The 15,902-nt window shown below is 60.4% G+C and carries 14 protein-coding genes; 11 read left to right on the top strand and 3 right to left on the bottom strand.

The window, feature by feature from the left end:
- Window positions 1–3 precede the first annotated feature (3 nt).
- From AC3WWR_RS00210 to AC3WWR_RS00200, 3 genes are all read left to right on the top strand, one after another.
- Complete coding sequence (locus AC3WWR_RS00210) at window positions 4–1,086, top strand: 5-(carboxyamino)imidazole ribonucleotide synthase (protein WP_020797939.1); 1,083 nt, start codon at window positions 4–6, stop codon at window positions 1,084–1,086.
- Window positions 1,087–1,198: 112 nt separating this feature from the next.
- The gene (locus AC3WWR_RS00205; protein WP_020797938.1) at window positions 1,199–1,444 is read left to right on the top strand and encodes a GlsB/YeaQ/YmgE family stress response membrane protein; all 246 of its coding nucleotides are present in this window, start codon (window positions 1,199–1,201) and stop codon (window positions 1,442–1,444) included.
- Between the two features lie 83 nt (window positions 1,445–1,527).
- The gene (locus tag AC3WWR_RS00200; protein WP_020797937.1) at window positions 1,528–2,064 is read left to right on the top strand and encodes a DUF3299 domain-containing protein; all 537 of its coding nucleotides are present in this window, start codon (window positions 1,528–1,530) and stop codon (window positions 2,062–2,064) included.
- A gap of 84 nt (window positions 2,065–2,148) precedes the next feature.
- On the opposite strand, the gene AC3WWR_RS00195 is transcribed toward AC3WWR_RS00200, so the two are convergent.
- Window positions 2,149–3,048, bottom strand: coding sequence for a D-hexose-6-phosphate mutarotase (locus AC3WWR_RS00195; protein WP_033043510.1), 900 nt, complete (start codon window positions 3,046–3,048; stop codon window positions 2,149–2,151).
- A gap of 73 nt (window positions 3,049–3,121) precedes the next feature.
- Window positions 3,122–3,526 carry an acyl-CoA thioesterase gene (locus tag AC3WWR_RS00190; protein WP_007896491.1) on the bottom strand — a complete coding sequence of 135 codons (405 nt, stop codon included), beginning with the start codon at window positions 3,524–3,526 and terminating at the stop codon, window positions 3,122–3,124.
- Window positions 3,527–3,888: 362 nt separating this feature from the next.
- Between AC3WWR_RS00190 and AC3WWR_RS00185 the strand changes: the two genes are divergently transcribed.
- The 8 genes from AC3WWR_RS00185 to AC3WWR_RS00150 all read left to right on the top strand — a co-directional run bounded on the left by AC3WWR_RS00185 (window position 3,889) and on the right by AC3WWR_RS00150 (window position 14,426).
- Complete coding sequence (locus tag AC3WWR_RS00185) at window positions 3,889–5,187, top strand: MFS transporter (protein ID WP_020797935.1); 1,299 nt, start codon at window positions 3,889–3,891, stop codon at window positions 5,185–5,187.
- A gap of 234 nt (window positions 5,188–5,421) precedes the next feature.
- On the top strand, window positions 5,422–6,420 hold the full coding sequence (locus AC3WWR_RS00180; RefSeq protein WP_020797934.1) for a phosphate ABC transporter substrate-binding protein PstS: 999 nt from the start codon (window positions 5,422–5,424) through the stop codon (window positions 6,418–6,420).
- Between the two features lie 190 nt (window positions 6,421–6,610).
- Window positions 6,611–8,893 carry an ABC transporter permease subunit gene (locus AC3WWR_RS00175; RefSeq protein ID WP_033042684.1) on the top strand — a complete coding sequence of 761 codons (2,283 nt, stop codon included), beginning with the start codon at window positions 6,611–6,613 and terminating at the stop codon, window positions 8,891–8,893.
- Window positions 8,894–8,908: 15 nt separating this feature from the next.
- Window positions 8,909–10,579 carry a phosphate ABC transporter permease PstA gene (gene pstA, locus AC3WWR_RS00170; protein WP_020797932.1) on the top strand — a complete coding sequence of 557 codons (1,671 nt, stop codon included), beginning with the start codon at window positions 8,909–8,911 and terminating at the stop codon, window positions 10,577–10,579.
- A 131-nt stretch (window positions 10,580–10,710) separates the two neighbouring features.
- Window positions 10,711–11,544, top strand: a complete 834-nt coding sequence (gene pstB / locus AC3WWR_RS00165; protein ID WP_020797931.1) for a phosphate ABC transporter ATP-binding protein PstB — start codon at window positions 10,711–10,713, stop codon at window positions 11,542–11,544.
- A 71-nt stretch (window positions 11,545–11,615) separates the two neighbouring features.
- Window positions 11,616–12,377, top strand: a complete 762-nt coding sequence (gene phoU, locus AC3WWR_RS00160) for a phosphate signaling complex protein PhoU (RefSeq protein ID WP_008064514.1) — start codon at window positions 11,616–11,618, stop codon at window positions 12,375–12,377.
- An 80-nt stretch (window positions 12,378–12,457) separates the two neighbouring features.
- Entirely contained in the window at window positions 12,458–13,354 is an 897-nt protein-coding gene (locus tag AC3WWR_RS00155) for a response regulator (RefSeq protein WP_020797930.1), read from the top strand.
- 175 nt (window positions 13,355–13,529) lie between these two features.
- On the top strand, window positions 13,530–14,426 hold the full coding sequence (locus AC3WWR_RS00150; protein ID WP_083349918.1) for a peptidoglycan DD-metalloendopeptidase family protein: 897 nt from the start codon (window positions 13,530–13,532) through the stop codon (window positions 14,424–14,426).
- 114 nt (window positions 14,427–14,540) lie between these two features.
- Here AC3WWR_RS00150 and AC3WWR_RS00145 read toward each other — a convergent pair whose 3' ends face one another.
- Window positions 14,541–15,881, bottom strand: a complete 1,341-nt coding sequence (locus tag AC3WWR_RS00145) for a hemolysin family protein (protein WP_008064508.1) — start codon at window positions 15,879–15,881, stop codon at window positions 14,541–14,543.
- Window positions 15,882–15,902 lie beyond the last annotated feature (21 nt).

Raw genomic sequence — 15,902 nt, 5'->3', positions numbered from 1 at the left:
ACGATGAAGATCGGTGTAATCGGTGGCGGCCAATTGGGTCGCATGTTGGCGCTGGCGGGAACTCCGCTGGGTATGAACTTCGCTTTCCTCGACCCGGCGCCGGACGCGTGTGCTGCCGCGTTGGGCGAGCACCTGCGCGCCGATTATGGCGATCAGGATCACCTGCGTCAGCTGGCCGATGAAGTCGATCTGGTGACTTTTGAGTTCGAGAGCGTCCCGGCGGAAACCGTGGCGTTCCTGTCGCAGTTCGTGCCGGTTTACCCGAGTGCCGAAGCCCTGCGCATCGCTCGTGATCGCTGGTTCGAAAAGAGCATGTTCAAGGACCTGGGCATTCCAACCCCGGCGTTCGCCGACATTCAGTCGCAAGCCGATCTGGACGCCGCCGTGGCTTCCATCGGTCTGCCAGCCGTGCTGAAAACCCGCACCCTGGGTTACGACGGCAAGGGCCAGAAAGTCCTGCGTACAGCTGAAGATGTGGTTGGCACTTTCGCCGAGCTGGGCAGCGTGGCTTGCCTGCTGGAAGGTTTCGTACCCTTCACCGGCGAAGTCTCGCTGATCGCCGTGCGCGCCCGCGATGGCGAAACCAGGTTCTATCCGCTGGTACATAACACCCACGACAGTGGCATCCTCAAGCTGTCCGTGGCCAGCACCGATCACCCGTTGCAAGCCTTGGCCGAAGATTATTCCAGCCGTGTGCTCAAGCAGCTGAATTATGTTGGCGTGATGGCGTTCGAGTTCTTTGAAGTCGACGGGGGCCTGAAGGCCAACGAAATTGCCCCGCGCGTACACAATTCCGGGCACTGGACCACCGAAGGTGCCGAGTGCAGCCAGTTCGAAAACCACCTGCGGGCGGTCGCCGGCCTGCCGCTGGGTTCAACCGCCAAGGTCGGCGAAAGCGCAATGCTGAACTTCATCGGTAAAGTGCCGGAGACCGACAAAGTCCTGGCCATCGCCGATTGCCACCTGCATCACTACGGCAAGGCATTCAAGGTCGGCCGCAAGGTGGGTCACGCCAATCTGCGCTGTGCAGACCGCGAAACGCTGGCCGCACAGATCCTCAAGGTCGAAGCGCTCATCGCCGAGTAAAACAGTTTCATGTGGCAGCGGCGGAACCATTCAGGGACCGCCGTTCTCTCATGGCAGGATGCCAAAGTCTGACTAGGCTTTGGACACTGCCATTTAATCAGAGGGAAATGCCATGGGAATCATCGGAACCATCTTTATCGGCTTGATCGTCGGCCTGCTGGCACGCTTCCTTAAACCGGGCGATGACAGCATGGGCTGGATCATGACCATCCTGCTTGGTATCGGCGGTTCGCTGGCAGCCACCTACGGCGGCCAGGCTCTGGGTCTCTATCAAGCGGGTGAAGGCGCAGGCTTCATCGGCGCACTGGTGGGCGCCGTCATCTTGCTGGTGATCTACGGCTTGATCAAAAAGAACTGACTCAAGCGACAAAGTCCTCTCGGCTGCGCAGCCCGGGAGGACTAGAATGCCCGGCGATCTCCTTAACCCTACCGGGCATTTTCATGCGACGTCTTCTGCTGACTCTTGTTTTACTGAGTACGGGCCTTGCCCATGCCGGCGAGCTGCCGGAAACCGACTGGCTCGAACTGATGCCCAAGTCGGACCAGAAAGCCCTCGAGGCCATGCCTGAAATCGACCACGACTCTCCGGAAGCCAATGGCACCTTCACTGAAAAAGGTGGCATGAAGCAGAGCAAGGGCTTGCCCGCGGTGATGTATTCGACCAAGACCGTAGCGTCCATGAACGACAAGGAAATCCGTATCGGTGGCTATCCGGTACCGCTGGAGTCCGACGCCAAGGGCCGCAGCACCTTGTTTTTCCTTGTGCCATACCCGGGGGCCTGCATCCACGTACCGCCGCCGCCACCCAATCAATTGGTGCTGGTGCGTTATCCCAAGGGTTTGAAGCTGGAGGATATCTACACGCCGCTGTGGGTGACCGGCACGCTGAAGATCGAGAAGGTCAGCAATGACCTGGCGGATGCGGCGTATGCGCTGGACGCGGCGAAGGTGAGGGTGGTGCAGGAATCGGACCTGTGATCGAGTGAAGCAAAAAGATCGCAGCCTGCGGCAGCTCCTACAGGGATCTGTGTAGGAGCTGCCGCAGGCCGCGATCTTTTGATCTTAAAGCACTTTGCTGCCAATACTCACGCCGAGTGTATGACTGGCCCCCGGAGCCAAAGCCACCACATCACCCATCACATTTGCCGTTTCAATGCACAGCATGCGTTGCCAGCCATCGTCGGCCATGTCGCTGAAAGCCGCGGCGCGTTCGGTCCATGGGTTCCAGATTACAGCCGAACGTGAACCGGAACTGGTGAGCTCGATACGCCGCTCCCAGGACGGGTCGACAATGCTGAGCTGGGTCGGCGTATCGAGGTAAATGCGATCGGTTTCGCCGGTAAAGTGCAAGTCACCGGACTGGGTCACGGTTTTCCAGTCGTCCAGCGTCTCGATATAGCTCAGCCCGTCCAGCCCTTCGACATGCACATTTCGCACATCACTGACGGCGAAATAGCTGTGCAGCGCCTGGCTGATCGTGACGGTGTCGGTGCCCTGGTTGTGACTGGTCAGGCTGATATGCAGTTGCTCATCCAGACGAATGCTCAACTTCAGGTCGACCTTGTGCGGCCAGCCAGGCAAGCCGCCTTCGGGGCAAGGCAAGAGGAACTCGATCTTCAGGCTTTCGCCCTCGGCCTCGATGCCGCCCAATTCCCAGTCGATCGCCCGTACCAGCCCGTGAGCGGCGGCGGGTTCGCTGCTGACGCGCATTGCCTGGACACTCTGCGGGTTGCGCGCCAGGTTGCCGAACCACGGCCAGCACACTGGCACACCGGCGCGGATGCTTTTGCCCGCCTTGAACATGGCCTCGTCGTTGAGCCAGATCAGCGGTGGCTGGCCGGCCACTTGATAGCTGAGGATGTGCGCGCCTTGCTGGGCCACCAGCAATTCGGCCTGGCCGTGGCGGATGCGCCAGCAGTTCAGTTCATCCAGTTTGACGGCTTCAACGTTGGGCGTGCTCATGGGACAGCTCTCGATCAGTAACAATGACTGCAATGGACCGCAAAACGCTTATCGGGTTTAACGCAGCCCGTTTTTAACGTGCCCGGGGCGGAACCGAACGAGTACGGCCGCTGCCATCGATGGCGACGAACACAAACACCGCTTCGGTAACTTTGCGCCATTCGCTGGACAGTGGATCGTCGCTCCAGACCTCGACCATCATCTGGATCGAGCTGCGGCCGATTTCCAGTGCCTGGGTATAGAAGGAGAGCTGGGCGCCCACTGCGACCGGAACCAGGAATGCCATGCGGTCGATCGCGACAGTGGCCACGCGACCGCCAGCCACCTTGCTGGCCATCGCAGTACCGGCCAAGTCCATCTGCGCCACCAGCCAGCCGCCGAAAATATCGCCAAAGCCGTTGGTTTCGCGAGGAAGCGCGGTAATTTGCAGGGCCAGGTCGCCTTGCGGGATCGGATCTTCTTGTTCGAGCTCTATCATGCGGGGGGTGCCTCTGACCCGTGACTCTTCGTTGTGTAGCGGATAAATAGCCGTCCTGGAAAAACGATTCATCCCCGAACTCACTGCGTTCGTCACGTTTTTCGTAAGGCGCCTAAAGGGAAACTCTGCGAAATCGCCTATGAACCTGACAGGCGTTTTCGCACAGCAACCCCTTACAAGCTATTACACAATTGCGAGTATATCGGTCGATAGACTCCGATACGACCGTCCGGTTCTCATTTTGCCCATCAAATACGCGCCTCTATGTGCTTTTTCGAACAATTTGCTATCGTGCCGGTCCTGCCCGAGCCCTTGCCAGCGTTGTTGGGGCGGCAGACCTGACTATAAGAGAAGCCCTTGCCATGACCACAGCGCCCTCGAGTATCGCGCAGCCTTCCCCATCCGCACGTCCGCTGACCCGCAACGACTACAAGACGCTATCGCTGTCGGCCCTGGGCGGCGCGCTGGAGTTCTACGATTTCATCATTTTCGTGTTCTTCGCCACGGTGGTGGGCAAGCTGTTCTTCCCGGCGGACATGCCCGAGTGGCTGCGCTTGATGCAGACTTTTGGCATCTTCGCCGCCGGCTACCTGGCGCGGCCACTGGGCGGCATCGTGATGGCGCACTTTGGCGACCTGTTGGGGCGCAAGAAGATGTTCACCCTGAGCATCTTCATGATGGCGGTGCCAACCCTGATCATGGGCCTGTTGCCGACCTATGCACAGATCGGCATGTGGGCGCCGATCCTGTTGCTGCTGATGCGGGTGATCCAGGGCGCGGCAATTGGTGGTGAGGTGCCGGGTGCCTGGGTCTTCGTTTCTGAACACGTACCGCAACGGCATGTCGGCTATGCCTGCGGCACCCTGACCAGCGGCCTGACGGCGGGTATCCTGCTGGGTTCCCTGGTTGCCACGGCGATCAACAGCATTTACACGCCAGTTGAAGTGGCGGATTACGCCTGGCGGATCCCGTTCCTGCTCGGTGGCGTGTTCGGTCTGTTCTCCGTGTACCTGCGCCGTTGGCTGCACGAAACTCCGGTGTTCGCCGAGCTGCAGCAGCGCAAGGCTCTGGCCGAGGAGGTGCCGTTGCGCGCGGTGCTGCGTGACCATCGCGGTGCAATTGCCATTTCGATGCTGCTGACCTGGCTGTTGTCCGCCGCCATCGTGGTGTTGATCCTGATGACCCCGACCGTGCTGCAGACGGTCTACCACTTCGCGCCAACCACCGCGTTGCAGTCCAACAGTGTGGCAATCGTGTTCCTGAGCATTGGCTGCATCATTGCCGGTGCGTTAGCGGATCGCTTTGGTGCGGGGCGTGTGTTCGTTGTCGGATGCACGGCGTTGCTGGCCAGTTCCTGGACGTTCTATCACAGCCTGGCCGACCATCCCGACTGGTTGTTCCCGCTGTATGCCCTGACCGGTCTGCTGGTGGGCACCATCGGCGCGGTCCCGTACGTGATGGTCAAGGCGTTCCCGCCAGTGGTGCGTTTCAGCGGCCTGTCGTTCTCGTACAACGTGGCCTACGCGATTTTCGGTGGTTTGACGCCGATGGTCGTCAGCCTGCTGCTCAAGGAAAGCCCGATGGGACCGGCGTATTACGTGGCGGTGCTGTGCGGGGTCGGGATTTTGGTGGGGGCGTATCTCTGGAAGAAAGGGCGCTAATTCACCGCCGATCGTTCCCACGCTCTGCGTGGGAACGCAGCCAAGGTCGCTCCGCGGCCCTTCCTAAAGCTGGAACGCGGAGCGTCCCTTGAGGCATTCCCACGCAGAGCGTGGGAACGATCTGTCGGCAGATGCTGGCCTTTCATCCAATTGTCATATTTCAGCCATAGAGTGTTCACACGGCCTGCTGATACTTGGCCCCGAATAACACACCCTATCTGCTAGGAGTAAGGCATGAAACTGAAGCGTTTGATGGCGGCAATGACTTTTGTCGCTGCTGGCGTTGCGACTGCCAACGCGGTTGCCGCTGTTGACCCTGCTATCCCGAGCTACACCAAGACCACTGGTGTGTCGGGCAACCTGTCCAGCGTCGGTTCCGATACCCTGGCCAACCTCATGACCCTCTGGGCTGAGAACTACAAGAAAGAATACCCGAACGTAAACATCCAGATTCAGGCCGCCGGTTCGTCTACCGCGCCACCTGCGCTGACCGAAGGCACCGCTAACCTGGGCCCGATGAGCCGCAAGATGAAGGATAACGAGCTGCAAGCCTTCGAAACCAAGTATGGCTACAAGCCAACCGCTATCCCGGTTGCCGTGGACGCCTTGGCTGTATTCGTGCACAAGGACAACCCGATCAAGGGCCTGACCATGGCTCAAGTCGACGCGATTTTCTCCTCGACTCGCCTGTGCGGCGCCAAGACCGACGTCAAAACCTGGGGTGATCTGGGCGTGACCGGTGACCTGGCCAACAAGCCGCTTCAACTGTTCGGTCGTAACTCGGTATCCGGCACCTACGGCTACTTCAAGGAAGAAGCCCTGTGCAAAGGCGACTTCAAGCCGAACGTCAACGAACAGCCAGGTTCGGCTTCGGTCGTGCAGTCGATCAGCTCCTCGCTGAACGGTATCGGTTACTCGGGCATCGGCTACAAGACTGCCAGCGTGAAAACCGTTGCCCTGGCCAAGAAAGAAGGCGGCGAGTTCATCGAAGACACCGAAGAAAACGCCCTGAACGGCAAGTACCCGCTGTCCCGCTTCCTGTACGTATACGTCAACAAGGCCCCGAACAAGCCTCTGGCCCCGCTGGAAGCCGAGTTCGTGAAGCTGGTTCTGTCCAAGCAGGGCCAGGAAGTCGTGGTGAAAGACGGCTACATCCCGCTGCCAGCCAAGGTTGCAGCAAAAGCACTGGCTGACCTGGGTCTGCAGGAAGGTACCGAAGTCGCAAAAAAGTAAAACCCTGATCCGGGGCTAACCCCGGATCTCTTTGGGGGGCTTGTGTGGTGAGGGGATTTATCCCCTCGCCACGGAATTGCGTTCCAACACCCCCAAATTTTTCGCTCCGCTGCCGGTTTCACCGGGCGGCGGATTTGTTGCGTCACTGCACTGTCATCTTTCTGTCATACAGGATCGCTAGGGTGTGCGAATGAATGATCTGGCCAATTCCACAATGACTACAAATCCCCCCAAGCGAATTGATTTCAATACGCCTGAGCTACAACGCAAGCGCCGTATCCGCGCGCTCAAGGATCGCCTGACCCGTTGGTACGTCCTGGTGGGCGGCCTCGCCGTTCTCGGCGCGATCACGCTGATCTTTTTCTTCCTCGCCTACGTCGTTGCGCCCCTGTTTCAGGGGGCCAGCCTGACATCCAAGGACGCCATCACGCCGGCCTGGATGCAAGACGCCGGCAAGCCGTTGATGATCTCCCTGGAAGAGCAGAACCAGGTCGCGATGCGGGTTTCCGACAAGGGCCAGGCACTGTTCTTCGACATCGACAGTGGTGTCGAACTCAAGCGCGTCGATCTGCCGATCCCGGCCGGTGCCAGCGTGACGTCCATCGGTGACGACCAGCCAGGTCACCCACTGGTGGCGGTGGGCTTGTCCAACGGCCAGGCCATGGTGTTCCGCCACACCTACAAAGTCAGCTACCCGGACGGCAAGAAGACCATCTCGCCAGCCATTGAATACCCGTATGGCGAATCCCCGATCACGCTGAACGAGGCGGGTGGTGCGCTGGAACACGTCAGCCTCAACGCCAACGATTCGACCCTGATGCTGGTGGGTTCTACCGGTTCGCAACTCAATGTTTTGTCGCTGACCAGCGAAGAAAACATGATGACAGGCGAAATCACCAGCGAGCAGAAGCGCATCGATCTGCCGCAGATGACCGAGCCGGTGAAGAACATCTTCGTCGACCCGCGTCAGCAGTGGCTGTACGTGATCAACGGTCGTGCCCAGGCCGACGTCTTCAGCTTGCGTGACAAGAGCCTGAACGGTCGCTACAAACTGCTGGAAAACGGTGAAGCCGAAATTACCGCCAGTACCCAGCTCGTAGGCGGCATCTCGCTGATCCTTGGCGACTCCAAAGGTGGTCTGGCCCAGTGGTTCATGGCCCGCGACCCGGATGGTGAGCAGCGCCTGAAGCAGATCCGCACCTTCCAGATGGGCACCACGCCCATCGTTGAAATCACCGCCGAAGAGCGCCGCAAGGGCTTCGTCGCCCTCGACGCCTCGGGCAAGCTCGGCGTGTTCCACAGCACCGCACACCGTACCCTGCTGGTCGACCAGGTGGTCGAAGGCCAGGGCTTGTTCGGTCTGTCGCCACGGGCCAACCGCGTGATCGTGGAGGCCGGCGGCAAGCTGCAACCGTTGCTGCTGGACAACCCGCACCCGGAAGTATCGTGGAGCGCGTTGTGGAGCAAGGTCTGGTACGAGAACTACGACGAGCCTAAATACGTTTGGCAATCGACCGCCGCCAACACCGACTTCGAACCCAAGCTGAGCCTGTCGCCGCTGACCTTCGGTACCCTGAAAGCCGCGTTCTACGCCATGCTGCTGGCCGCTCCATTGGCCGTCGCCGCGGCGATCTACACCGCGTACTTCATGGCTCCGGGCATGCGCCGCAAGGTCAAGCCGGTGATCGAGCTGATGGAAGCGATGCCGACGGTGATCCTCGGTTTCTTCGCCGGTCTGTTCCTCGCCCCTTATGTGGAAGGGCATCTGCCGGGCATCTTCAGCCTGCTGATGTTGCTGCCAATCGGCATCCTGGTCGCCGGTTTCACCTTCAGCCGACTGCCGGAATCGATTCGCCTGAAAGTCCCTGACGGCTGGGAAAGTGCCCTGCTGATTCCAGTGATCCTGTTCGTCGGCTGGCTGTCGTTGTACATGAGCCCGTTCATGGAGAACTGGTTCTTCGGCGGCGACATGCGCATGTGGATCTCCCACGACCTGGGCATCACCTACGACCAGCGCAACGCCCTGGTGGTCGGCCTGGCCATGGGCTTCGCAGTCATCCCGAACATCTACTCCATCGCCGAAGACGCCGTATTCAGCGTGCCGCGCGGCCTGACCCTGGGCTCGCTGGCCCTCGGTGCAACGCCGTGGCAGACCATGACCCGCGTGGTGATCCTCACCGCCAGCCCGGGCATCTTCTCGGCGCTGATGATCGGCATGGGTCGTGCGGTCGGCGAAACCATGATCGTGTTGATGGCCACCGGTAACACCCCGGTCATGGAAATGAACCTGTTCGAAGGCCTGCGTACCCTGGCCGCCAACGTCGCGGTGGAAATGCCTGAGTCGGAAGTCGGCGGCAGCCACTACCGCGTGCTGTTCCTCTCGGCGCTGGTGCTGCTGCTGTTCACCTTCGTCATGAACACCCTCGCGGAACTGATTCGTCAGCGTCTGCGCAAGAAATACTCGTCGCTTTAAGAAAGGTAGAAGTCTGTGAAACAGAACTCCCTGAAAGGATGGTTCAAGAGCGGCGCCCCGGGCGTCTGGATCAGCGGTGGCGCGGTGTCCATCGCGGTCATCATGACCATTGGCCTGCTGGCGGTGATTGCCGTGCGCGGCCTGGGTCACTTCTGGCCGGCGGACCTGATCCACGCCAGCTACGACGTGCCGGGCCAGGCCAATCATTTGGTCATCGGCGAAGTGGTGCAGAAGGAAGAAGTGCCACGTGCGCGTTTGAAGAGTGCCGGCCTGCCGGTGCCTGAGGACGGCCCGGAGTTCATGACCCGCGAGCTGATCAAGGTCGGCAACCGTGACCTGAACGGCACCGATTTCACGTGGATCGTCGGCGAGTGGCTGACCAATCAGAAAACGCCGGTCGAATTGATGGCGCTTGAGCGTCGTGAGTGGGGCAATTTCTACGGCTACCTGGTCAACGTCAAACAGGACGGCAAGGTGATTGCCGAAGGCGAGGCTGCATGGCCCGAGCTGCAGGCGCGGATCAACCGCGTGAATCAGCTGGCTGCCCAGCTCAAGACCCTGGAGAAGTCCGACATCGGCGCGATCAACGCCGGTCTCGAACGCATCCGCCTGCACGGCCGCAAATTGGAACTGGACGGCAAGCTCGACGCCGCTGCGCAAGCGGACATGGAATCCGAGCGCGCCGAGCTCAATGCCCGTTATCAGGACATCGAGGCCCGTCTGGGCGATCTGCACGCGCAGTTCAACCGCGACAGCCTTACTGCCCGCGATGCCAACGGCAAGGAAATCGAAATCAGCCTCGGTAAAGTGGTTCACGCCTACCAGCCGAACGCCATGGGCACCTTTACCAAGATCGGTTTCTACTTCAGCAAGGTCTGGGAGTTCCTGAGCGACGACCCGCGTGAAGCGAACACCGAAGGCGGGATTTTCCCGGCGATCTTCGGCACCGTGATGATGACGTTGATCATGGCGATGATCGTGACCCCGTTCGGCGTACTGGCCGCGGTGTACCTGCGTGAATACGCCAAGCAGAACACCCTGACCCGGGTGATCCGCATCGCGGTGAACAACCTGGCGGGCGTTCCGGCGATCGTCTATGGCGTGTTCGGGCTGGGCTTCTTCGTCTACGTGCTGGGTGGCTCACTCGACCGCCTGTTCTTCCCTGAAGCCTTGCCGGCGCCGACCTTCGGTACACCGGGCCTGTTGTGGGCATCGTTGACCCTGGCGCTGCTGGCGGTGCCGGTGGTGATCGTGGCCACCGAAGAAGGCCTGGCGCGGATTCCTCGCACCGTGCGTGAAGGCTCGTTGGCCCTCGGCGCGACCAAGGCGGAAACCTTGTGGAAGATCGTATTGCCAATGGCCAGCCCGGCCATGATGACCGGCATGATCCTCGCCGTGGCACGCGCCGCGGGTGAAGTGGCGCCGCTGATGCTGGTGGGTGTGGTGAAGCTGGCGCCGTCGCTGCCGGTGGATGGTAATTACCCTTACCTGCACCTGGACCAGAAGATCATGCACTTGGGCTTCCACATCTATGACGTCGGTTTCCAAAGCCCGAACGTCGAAGCCGCGCGGCCGTTGGTGTACGCCACGGCGCTACTGTTGGTGCTGGTGATCGCGACGTTGAACCTGTCGGCCGTTTATATCCGTAACCACCTGCGCGAGAAGTACAAGGCGCTGGATAGCTGATTAGCAGCAGCAATTATTTCTATGTGGGAGCGAGCCTGCTCGCGAAGCTTTTGGCGCCATTGATGGCCCCTTCGCCAGCAGGCTGGCTCCCACAAAAATTGAACCGAATTTGTTAGCACAGGGAGCCTCCCATGCAGCACGAAGCACATACCCACGGCATCAACATGTCGGCCCTGGGTCGCGACAAACAGAGCCTGAGCCTCGAGCAGGAAACCGTGGCCATCGAAGTGCCGGGCCTGAGCCTGTTCTACGGCGACAAACAAGCACTGTTCGACGTCAGCATGAACATCCCGAAACAGCGCGTGACCGCCTTCATCGGCCCGTCCGGCTGCGGCAAGTCGACGCTGCTGCGCACCTTCAACCGCATGAACGACCTGGTGGACGGTTGCCGTGTCGAAGGCGCGATCAACCTCTACGGCAACAACATCTACCGCAAGGGCGAAGACGTGGCCGAGCTGCGTCGTCGCGTCGGCATGGTGTTCCAGAAGCCGAACCCGTTCCCGAAAACCATCTACGAGAACGTGGTCTACGGCCTGCGTATCCAGGGCATCAACAAGAAACGCGTGCTCGACGAAGCGGTTGAGTGGGCGTTGAAAGGCGCGGCCCTGTGGGACGAAGTCAAAGATCGTCTGCATGAATCGGCGCTGGGCTTGTCCGGTGGTCAGCAACAACGCCTGGTGATTGCCCGTACCATCGCCGTGGAGCCGGAAGTGCTGCTGCTCGACGAACCTTGCTCGGCACTCGACCCGATCTCGACGCTGAAAGTCGAAGAGCTGATCTACGAGCTGAAATCCAAGTTCACCATCGTCATCGTGACCCACAACATGCAACAGGCCGCGCGGGTTTCCGACTACACGGCGTTCATGTACATGGGCAAACTGGTGGAATTCGGCGATACCGATACCCTGTTCACCAATCCGGCGAAGAAGCAGACCGAAGACTACATCACCGGTCGTTATGGCTAGTAAGCGGTTGTTGCTCACTAAACTGACGCTGCGGTCCACCGCACCTTACCGGACGCTCCAAGGACGCCAACATGATTAGTAAAGAAGGCCTTACCCACCACATTTCCGCGCAGTTCAACGCCGAGCTCGAGGAAGTGCGCAGCCACCTCCTGGCCATGGGCGGGCTGGTCGAAAAGCAGGTCAACGACGCGGTCACCGCGCTGATCGAGGCCGATTCCGGCTTGGCCCAGCAGGTGCGTGAGATCGACGACCAGATCAACCAGATGGAACGCAATATCGACGAAGAATGCCTGCGTATCCTGGCCCGTCGTCAGCCGGCGGCGTCCGACTTGCGTTTGATCATCAGCATTTCCAAATCGGTGATCGACCTGGAGCGCATCGGTGACGAAGCGACCAAGATCGCCCGTCGCGCCATCCAGCTGTGCGAAGAAGGCGAAGCGCCGCGGGGTTACGTCGAGGTTCGCCACATTGGCGACCAGGTGCGCAACATGGTCCGTGATGCGCTGGATGCCTTTGCCCGTTTTGACGCCGACCTGGCCTTGTCGGTGGCGCAGTACGACAAGATCATCGACCGTGAGTACAAGACGGCCCTGCGTGAACTGGCGACCTACATGATGGAAGACCCACGCTCTATCTCGCGGGTCTTGAGCATCATCTGGGTACTGCGTTCGCTGGAGCGCATCGGCGACCACGCACGCAATATCTCGGAGCTGGTGATTTACCTGGTGCGAGGCACAGACGTACGTCACCTGGGCCTCAAGCGCATGAAGGAAGAAGTTGAAGGAACCAGCGGCGAAACCGCTAATGTTCCGGGCAAATCTGACGATAAGTAAGATTGCCCAATTAAAGCGCCCGGCCTATTGGCCGGGCGTTTTCGTTTGGGGGTCGCCGGGATTTTTTAAAGGGGTTGTGGATGAGTAAGGTCAGTGTGTTGGTCGTGGACGATGCTGCGTTCATTCGTGACCTGGTGAAGAAATGCCTGCGCAACTATTTCCCGGGCATGCGCATCGAAGACGCGGTCAACGGCCGCAAGGCGCAGTCGCTGCTGGCCAGGGAGGCATTCGACCTGGTGCTGTGCGACTGGGAAATGCCAGAGATGTCCGGCCTGGAGCTGCTGACCTGGTGCCGCGAACAAGACAGCCTCAAAGGCATGCCATTCGTGATGGTGACCAGTCGCGGCGACAAGGAGAACGTCGTCCAGGCGATCCAGGCTGGCGTTTCCGGCTACGTCAGCAAACCCTTCACCAACGAGCAACTGATCACCAAGGTCAAGCAGGCCCTGCACAAGGTCGGCAAACTCGACAGCTTGATCAGCGTGGCGGCGACCAAAACGATCTCGGCGTTCGGTAACGACACCTTGAACGCATTGACCAGTGGCAAGCCTGCCGTGAGTGCCCCGGCGCCCGCGGCAGCATCTCCAGGGTTGCTCAACAGCCCACCGGTCAAGGCTCCGGTGGCTGCTACTGGCGGCGGTGGACGCGGCCAGGGTCAGCTGCGGCTGCCCAATGGCATCCAGCCGTGCGTGATCAAGGCGCTGAGCCTCAAGGAAGCGCTACTGGTGGTCAAGCGCACCGACAGCCTGCCGCAGGTCCTCGACAGCGCCGTACTGGATCTGGAGCAGGGCGAGAGTGCCGAAGTGGCCCGCCTCAATGGCTACCTGCACGCTGTGGTGGCCCACGAGCCCAAACCCGACAGCGACTGGCTGCAGCTGACCTTCCGCTTTGTCGATCAGGATGCGCAGAAACTCGACTACATTTCGCGATTGATCGCTCGTGGTACGGCGCAGAAGCATTTCATTCCTGGCGCTTAAGACCGCCTTCGCGAGCAAGCCCGCTCCCACAGGGTTTGCGCCGACCTGTAGGTGCGAGCTTGCTCGCGAAGAGGCCCTCGAAATCACCGTACATCCATCTGAACATCTGCCGACTTCACAGGTCCATTGCGCCTGCTAGGCTCAATCCCAAACCTGAATCGACAGAATCCCGCCCATGTTCGCGCGCCTACTGTTTTTCTGTGGTCTTTTCATCGCCTCGACTTCGGCCATGGCAGTGACCATCTACAAGTCCACCGACGCCAGTGGCGTGGTCTCCTACAGCGACCGCCCCACGAAAGGCTCCAGCGTGTTCACGTTCCGCGATCGCATGGTCGAGAACCTCGAGCGTCAGGTGTACCTCGTGATCATGAAAAAGGACGGCGTGGACAGCGTCTACGTTCGCAATGACCTGTATGCGCCGGTCGAAATCGAATTGAGCTTTACCGGGTTGAACAACGTCAGCGGTGCACCGAGTCGTCCCATTCGTCGGGTAATGCCATTGCGAAGCAGCATTCGCCTGGCACAGCTCACGCCGACCAGGGCCGGGCGGCCGCTCGCCTACCTTCCCAAGTTCGAATATTCCCTGGGCGACCCCGAAGGCGCTGCCGTGGCCTACCGATACCCGTACCCCTGGCGTGGCGGACCGTTTCGCGTGAGCCAGGGCGCCGAAGGCCAATACAGCCACTTCGGCCCGAGGAATCGCTACGCCATCGACATCGCCATGCCGGAAGGCACGCCGATCATTGCCGCGCGGGGCGGGATCGTGGTGAAGACCGAAAACGGGCAGACCGGGCGCGGTACCGATCCGTCGGGCAATTTCGTGCGGGTGCTGCATGATGACGGGACGATGGGCGTGTACCTGCACCTGCAAAAAGGTTCGGTCAGCGTGCGCGAAGGGCAGCGGGTCGTCGTGGGCAGCCCGCTGGCGCTGTCGGGCAATACCGGCAACAGCAGCGGGCCGCATCTGCACTTCGTGGTGCAGCGCAATACCGGCATGGGGCTGGTGTCGATCCCGTACCAGTTCAAGCAACCGATGGGGGCGTTACCCAACTTCGCGCTGGGCAAACAATAATGCGTTGACTGATCTGACGCCTTCGCGAGCAGGCTCGCTCCCACATTTGAAATGCATTCCAATGTGGGAGCGAGCCTGCTCGCGAAGGGATCGACTCGGCTCTGGATCAGCCCATCAATCGAGCATCAACACCTTGGCCAGCACAATCTTCGGTCCCTTCATCTTCTTGATGATGATGCGCAGGCCTTCGACTTCCAGCACTTCTTCCTCTTCAGGAACGCGCTTGAGGCTTTCATAGACCAAACCTGCGAGGGTTTCGGCTTCAACGTGGTCCAGGTCGATACCCAGCAGGCGCTCGACCTTGAACAAGGGCGTATCGCCCCGTACCAGCAGCTTGCCTGGCTGATAAGCGAGGATGCCGCGTTCGGCCTTGCGGTGTTCATCCTGGATATCGCCCACCAGCACTTCCAGCACGTCTTCCATGGTCAGGTAGCCGATGATGTTGCCGTCGGCCTCTTCGACCACGGCGAAGTGCGAGCCGCCCTTGCGGAACTGCTCCAGCAGCTGCGACAACGGCATGTGCCGCGACACGCGCTCCAGCGGGCGGGTCAGTTCGGCCAGGTTGAACGACTCGGGAATGTGGTCCAGGGCCGCCAGCTCCAGCAGCAGGTCCTTGATGTGCAGCAGGCCGACGAACTCCTGGCGCTCGCTGTCGTACACCGGGTAACGGCTGAACTTGTGGCGACGGAACATCGCCAGGATTTCCTTGAGTGGCGCGTTGAATTCCAGGGTCACCAGGTCTTCGCGGGAGTTGGCCCAGTCGACCACTTCCAGTTCGCCCATTTCCACGGCCGAGGCCAGTACGCGCATGCCCTGGTCGCTCGGGTCCTGTCCACGGCTGGAGTGCAGGATCAGTTTCAGTTCTTCCCGGCTGTAATGGTGCTCGTGGTGCGGGCCGGGTTCGCCTTGCCCGGCGATGCGCAGGATCTGGTTGGCGCTGGCATTGAGCAGGTAAATGGCCGGGTACATGGCCCAGTAGAACAGGTACAGCGGCACGGCGGTCCACAGCGACAGCAGTTCGGGTTTGCGGATGGCCCAGGATTTCGGGGCGAGTTCGCCGACCACGATGTGCAGGTACGAAATGATGAAGAACGCGGTGAAGAACGACACGGCCTTGACCACTTCGGCCGAATCGACGCCCACGGCACTCAGTACAGGCGCCAGCAGGTGCGCGAACGCAGGTTCACCGACCCAGCCCAGGCCCAGCGAGGCGAGGGTGATACCCAATTGGCACGCCGACAGGTAAGCATCGAGCTGACTGTGCACGGTGCGCAGGATGTGTCCACGCCAGCCGTGCTGCTCAGCGATGGCTTCGACCCGGGTCGAGCGCAATTTGACCATGGCGAATTCCGCCGCAACGAAAAAGCCGTTGAGCAAAACCAGGATCAGAGCAAAAAGGATCATGCCGAAGTCGGCGAATATTGTTGCGAGGGTCAAGCCAGGGGAAGGGTCCATGATGGAGTTTTGCGGGTTCCG

It is taken from the genome of Pseudomonas sp. EB271-G4-1, from assembly GCF_058791355.1.
Note: the sequence above shows the minus strand (reverse complement) of the source record. Positions and strands in the feature narration are given on the sequence as shown.

Excerpts from the sequence above, each read along its gene's own strand:
- AC3WWR_RS00145 (WP_008064508.1), bottom strand. The coding sequence starts at position 15,881 with ATGGACCCTTCCCCTGGCTTGACCCTCGCAACAATATTCGCCGACTTC.
- phoU (WP_008064514.1), top strand. The coding sequence starts at position 11,616 with ATGATTAGTAAAGAAGGCCTTACCCACCACATTTCCGCGCAGTTCAAC.
- AC3WWR_RS00205 (WP_020797938.1), top strand. The coding sequence starts at position 1,199 with ATGGGAATCATCGGAACCATCTTTATCGGCTTGATCGTCGGCCTGCTG.
- AC3WWR_RS00185 (WP_020797935.1), top strand. The coding sequence starts at position 3,889 with ATGACCACAGCGCCCTCGAGTATCGCGCAGCCTTCCCCATCCGCACGT.
- AC3WWR_RS00210 (WP_020797939.1), top strand. The coding sequence starts at position 4 with ATGAAGATCGGTGTAATCGGTGGCGGCCAATTGGGTCGCATGTTGGCG.
- AC3WWR_RS00195 (WP_033043510.1), bottom strand. The coding sequence starts at position 3,048 with ATGAGCACGCCCAACGTTGAAGCCGTCAAACTGGATGAACTGAACTGC.
- AC3WWR_RS00175 (WP_033042684.1), top strand. The coding sequence starts at position 6,611 with ATGAATGATCTGGCCAATTCCACAATGACTACAAATCCCCCCAAGCGA.
- AC3WWR_RS00200 (WP_020797937.1), top strand. The coding sequence starts at position 1,528 with ATGCGACGTCTTCTGCTGACTCTTGTTTTACTGAGTACGGGCCTTGCC.
- AC3WWR_RS00155 (WP_020797930.1), top strand. The coding sequence starts at position 12,458 with ATGAGTAAGGTCAGTGTGTTGGTCGTGGACGATGCTGCGTTCATTCGT.
- pstB (WP_020797931.1), top strand. The coding sequence starts at position 10,711 with ATGCAGCACGAAGCACATACCCACGGCATCAACATGTCGGCCCTGGGT.
- AC3WWR_RS00190 (WP_007896491.1), bottom strand. The coding sequence starts at position 3,526 with ATGATAGAGCTCGAACAAGAAGATCCGATCCCGCAAGGCGACCTGGCC.
- AC3WWR_RS00180 (WP_020797934.1), top strand. The coding sequence starts at position 5,422 with ATGAAACTGAAGCGTTTGATGGCGGCAATGACTTTTGTCGCTGCTGGC.
- AC3WWR_RS00150 (WP_083349918.1), top strand. The coding sequence starts at position 13,530 with ATGTTCGCGCGCCTACTGTTTTTCTGTGGTCTTTTCATCGCCTCGACT.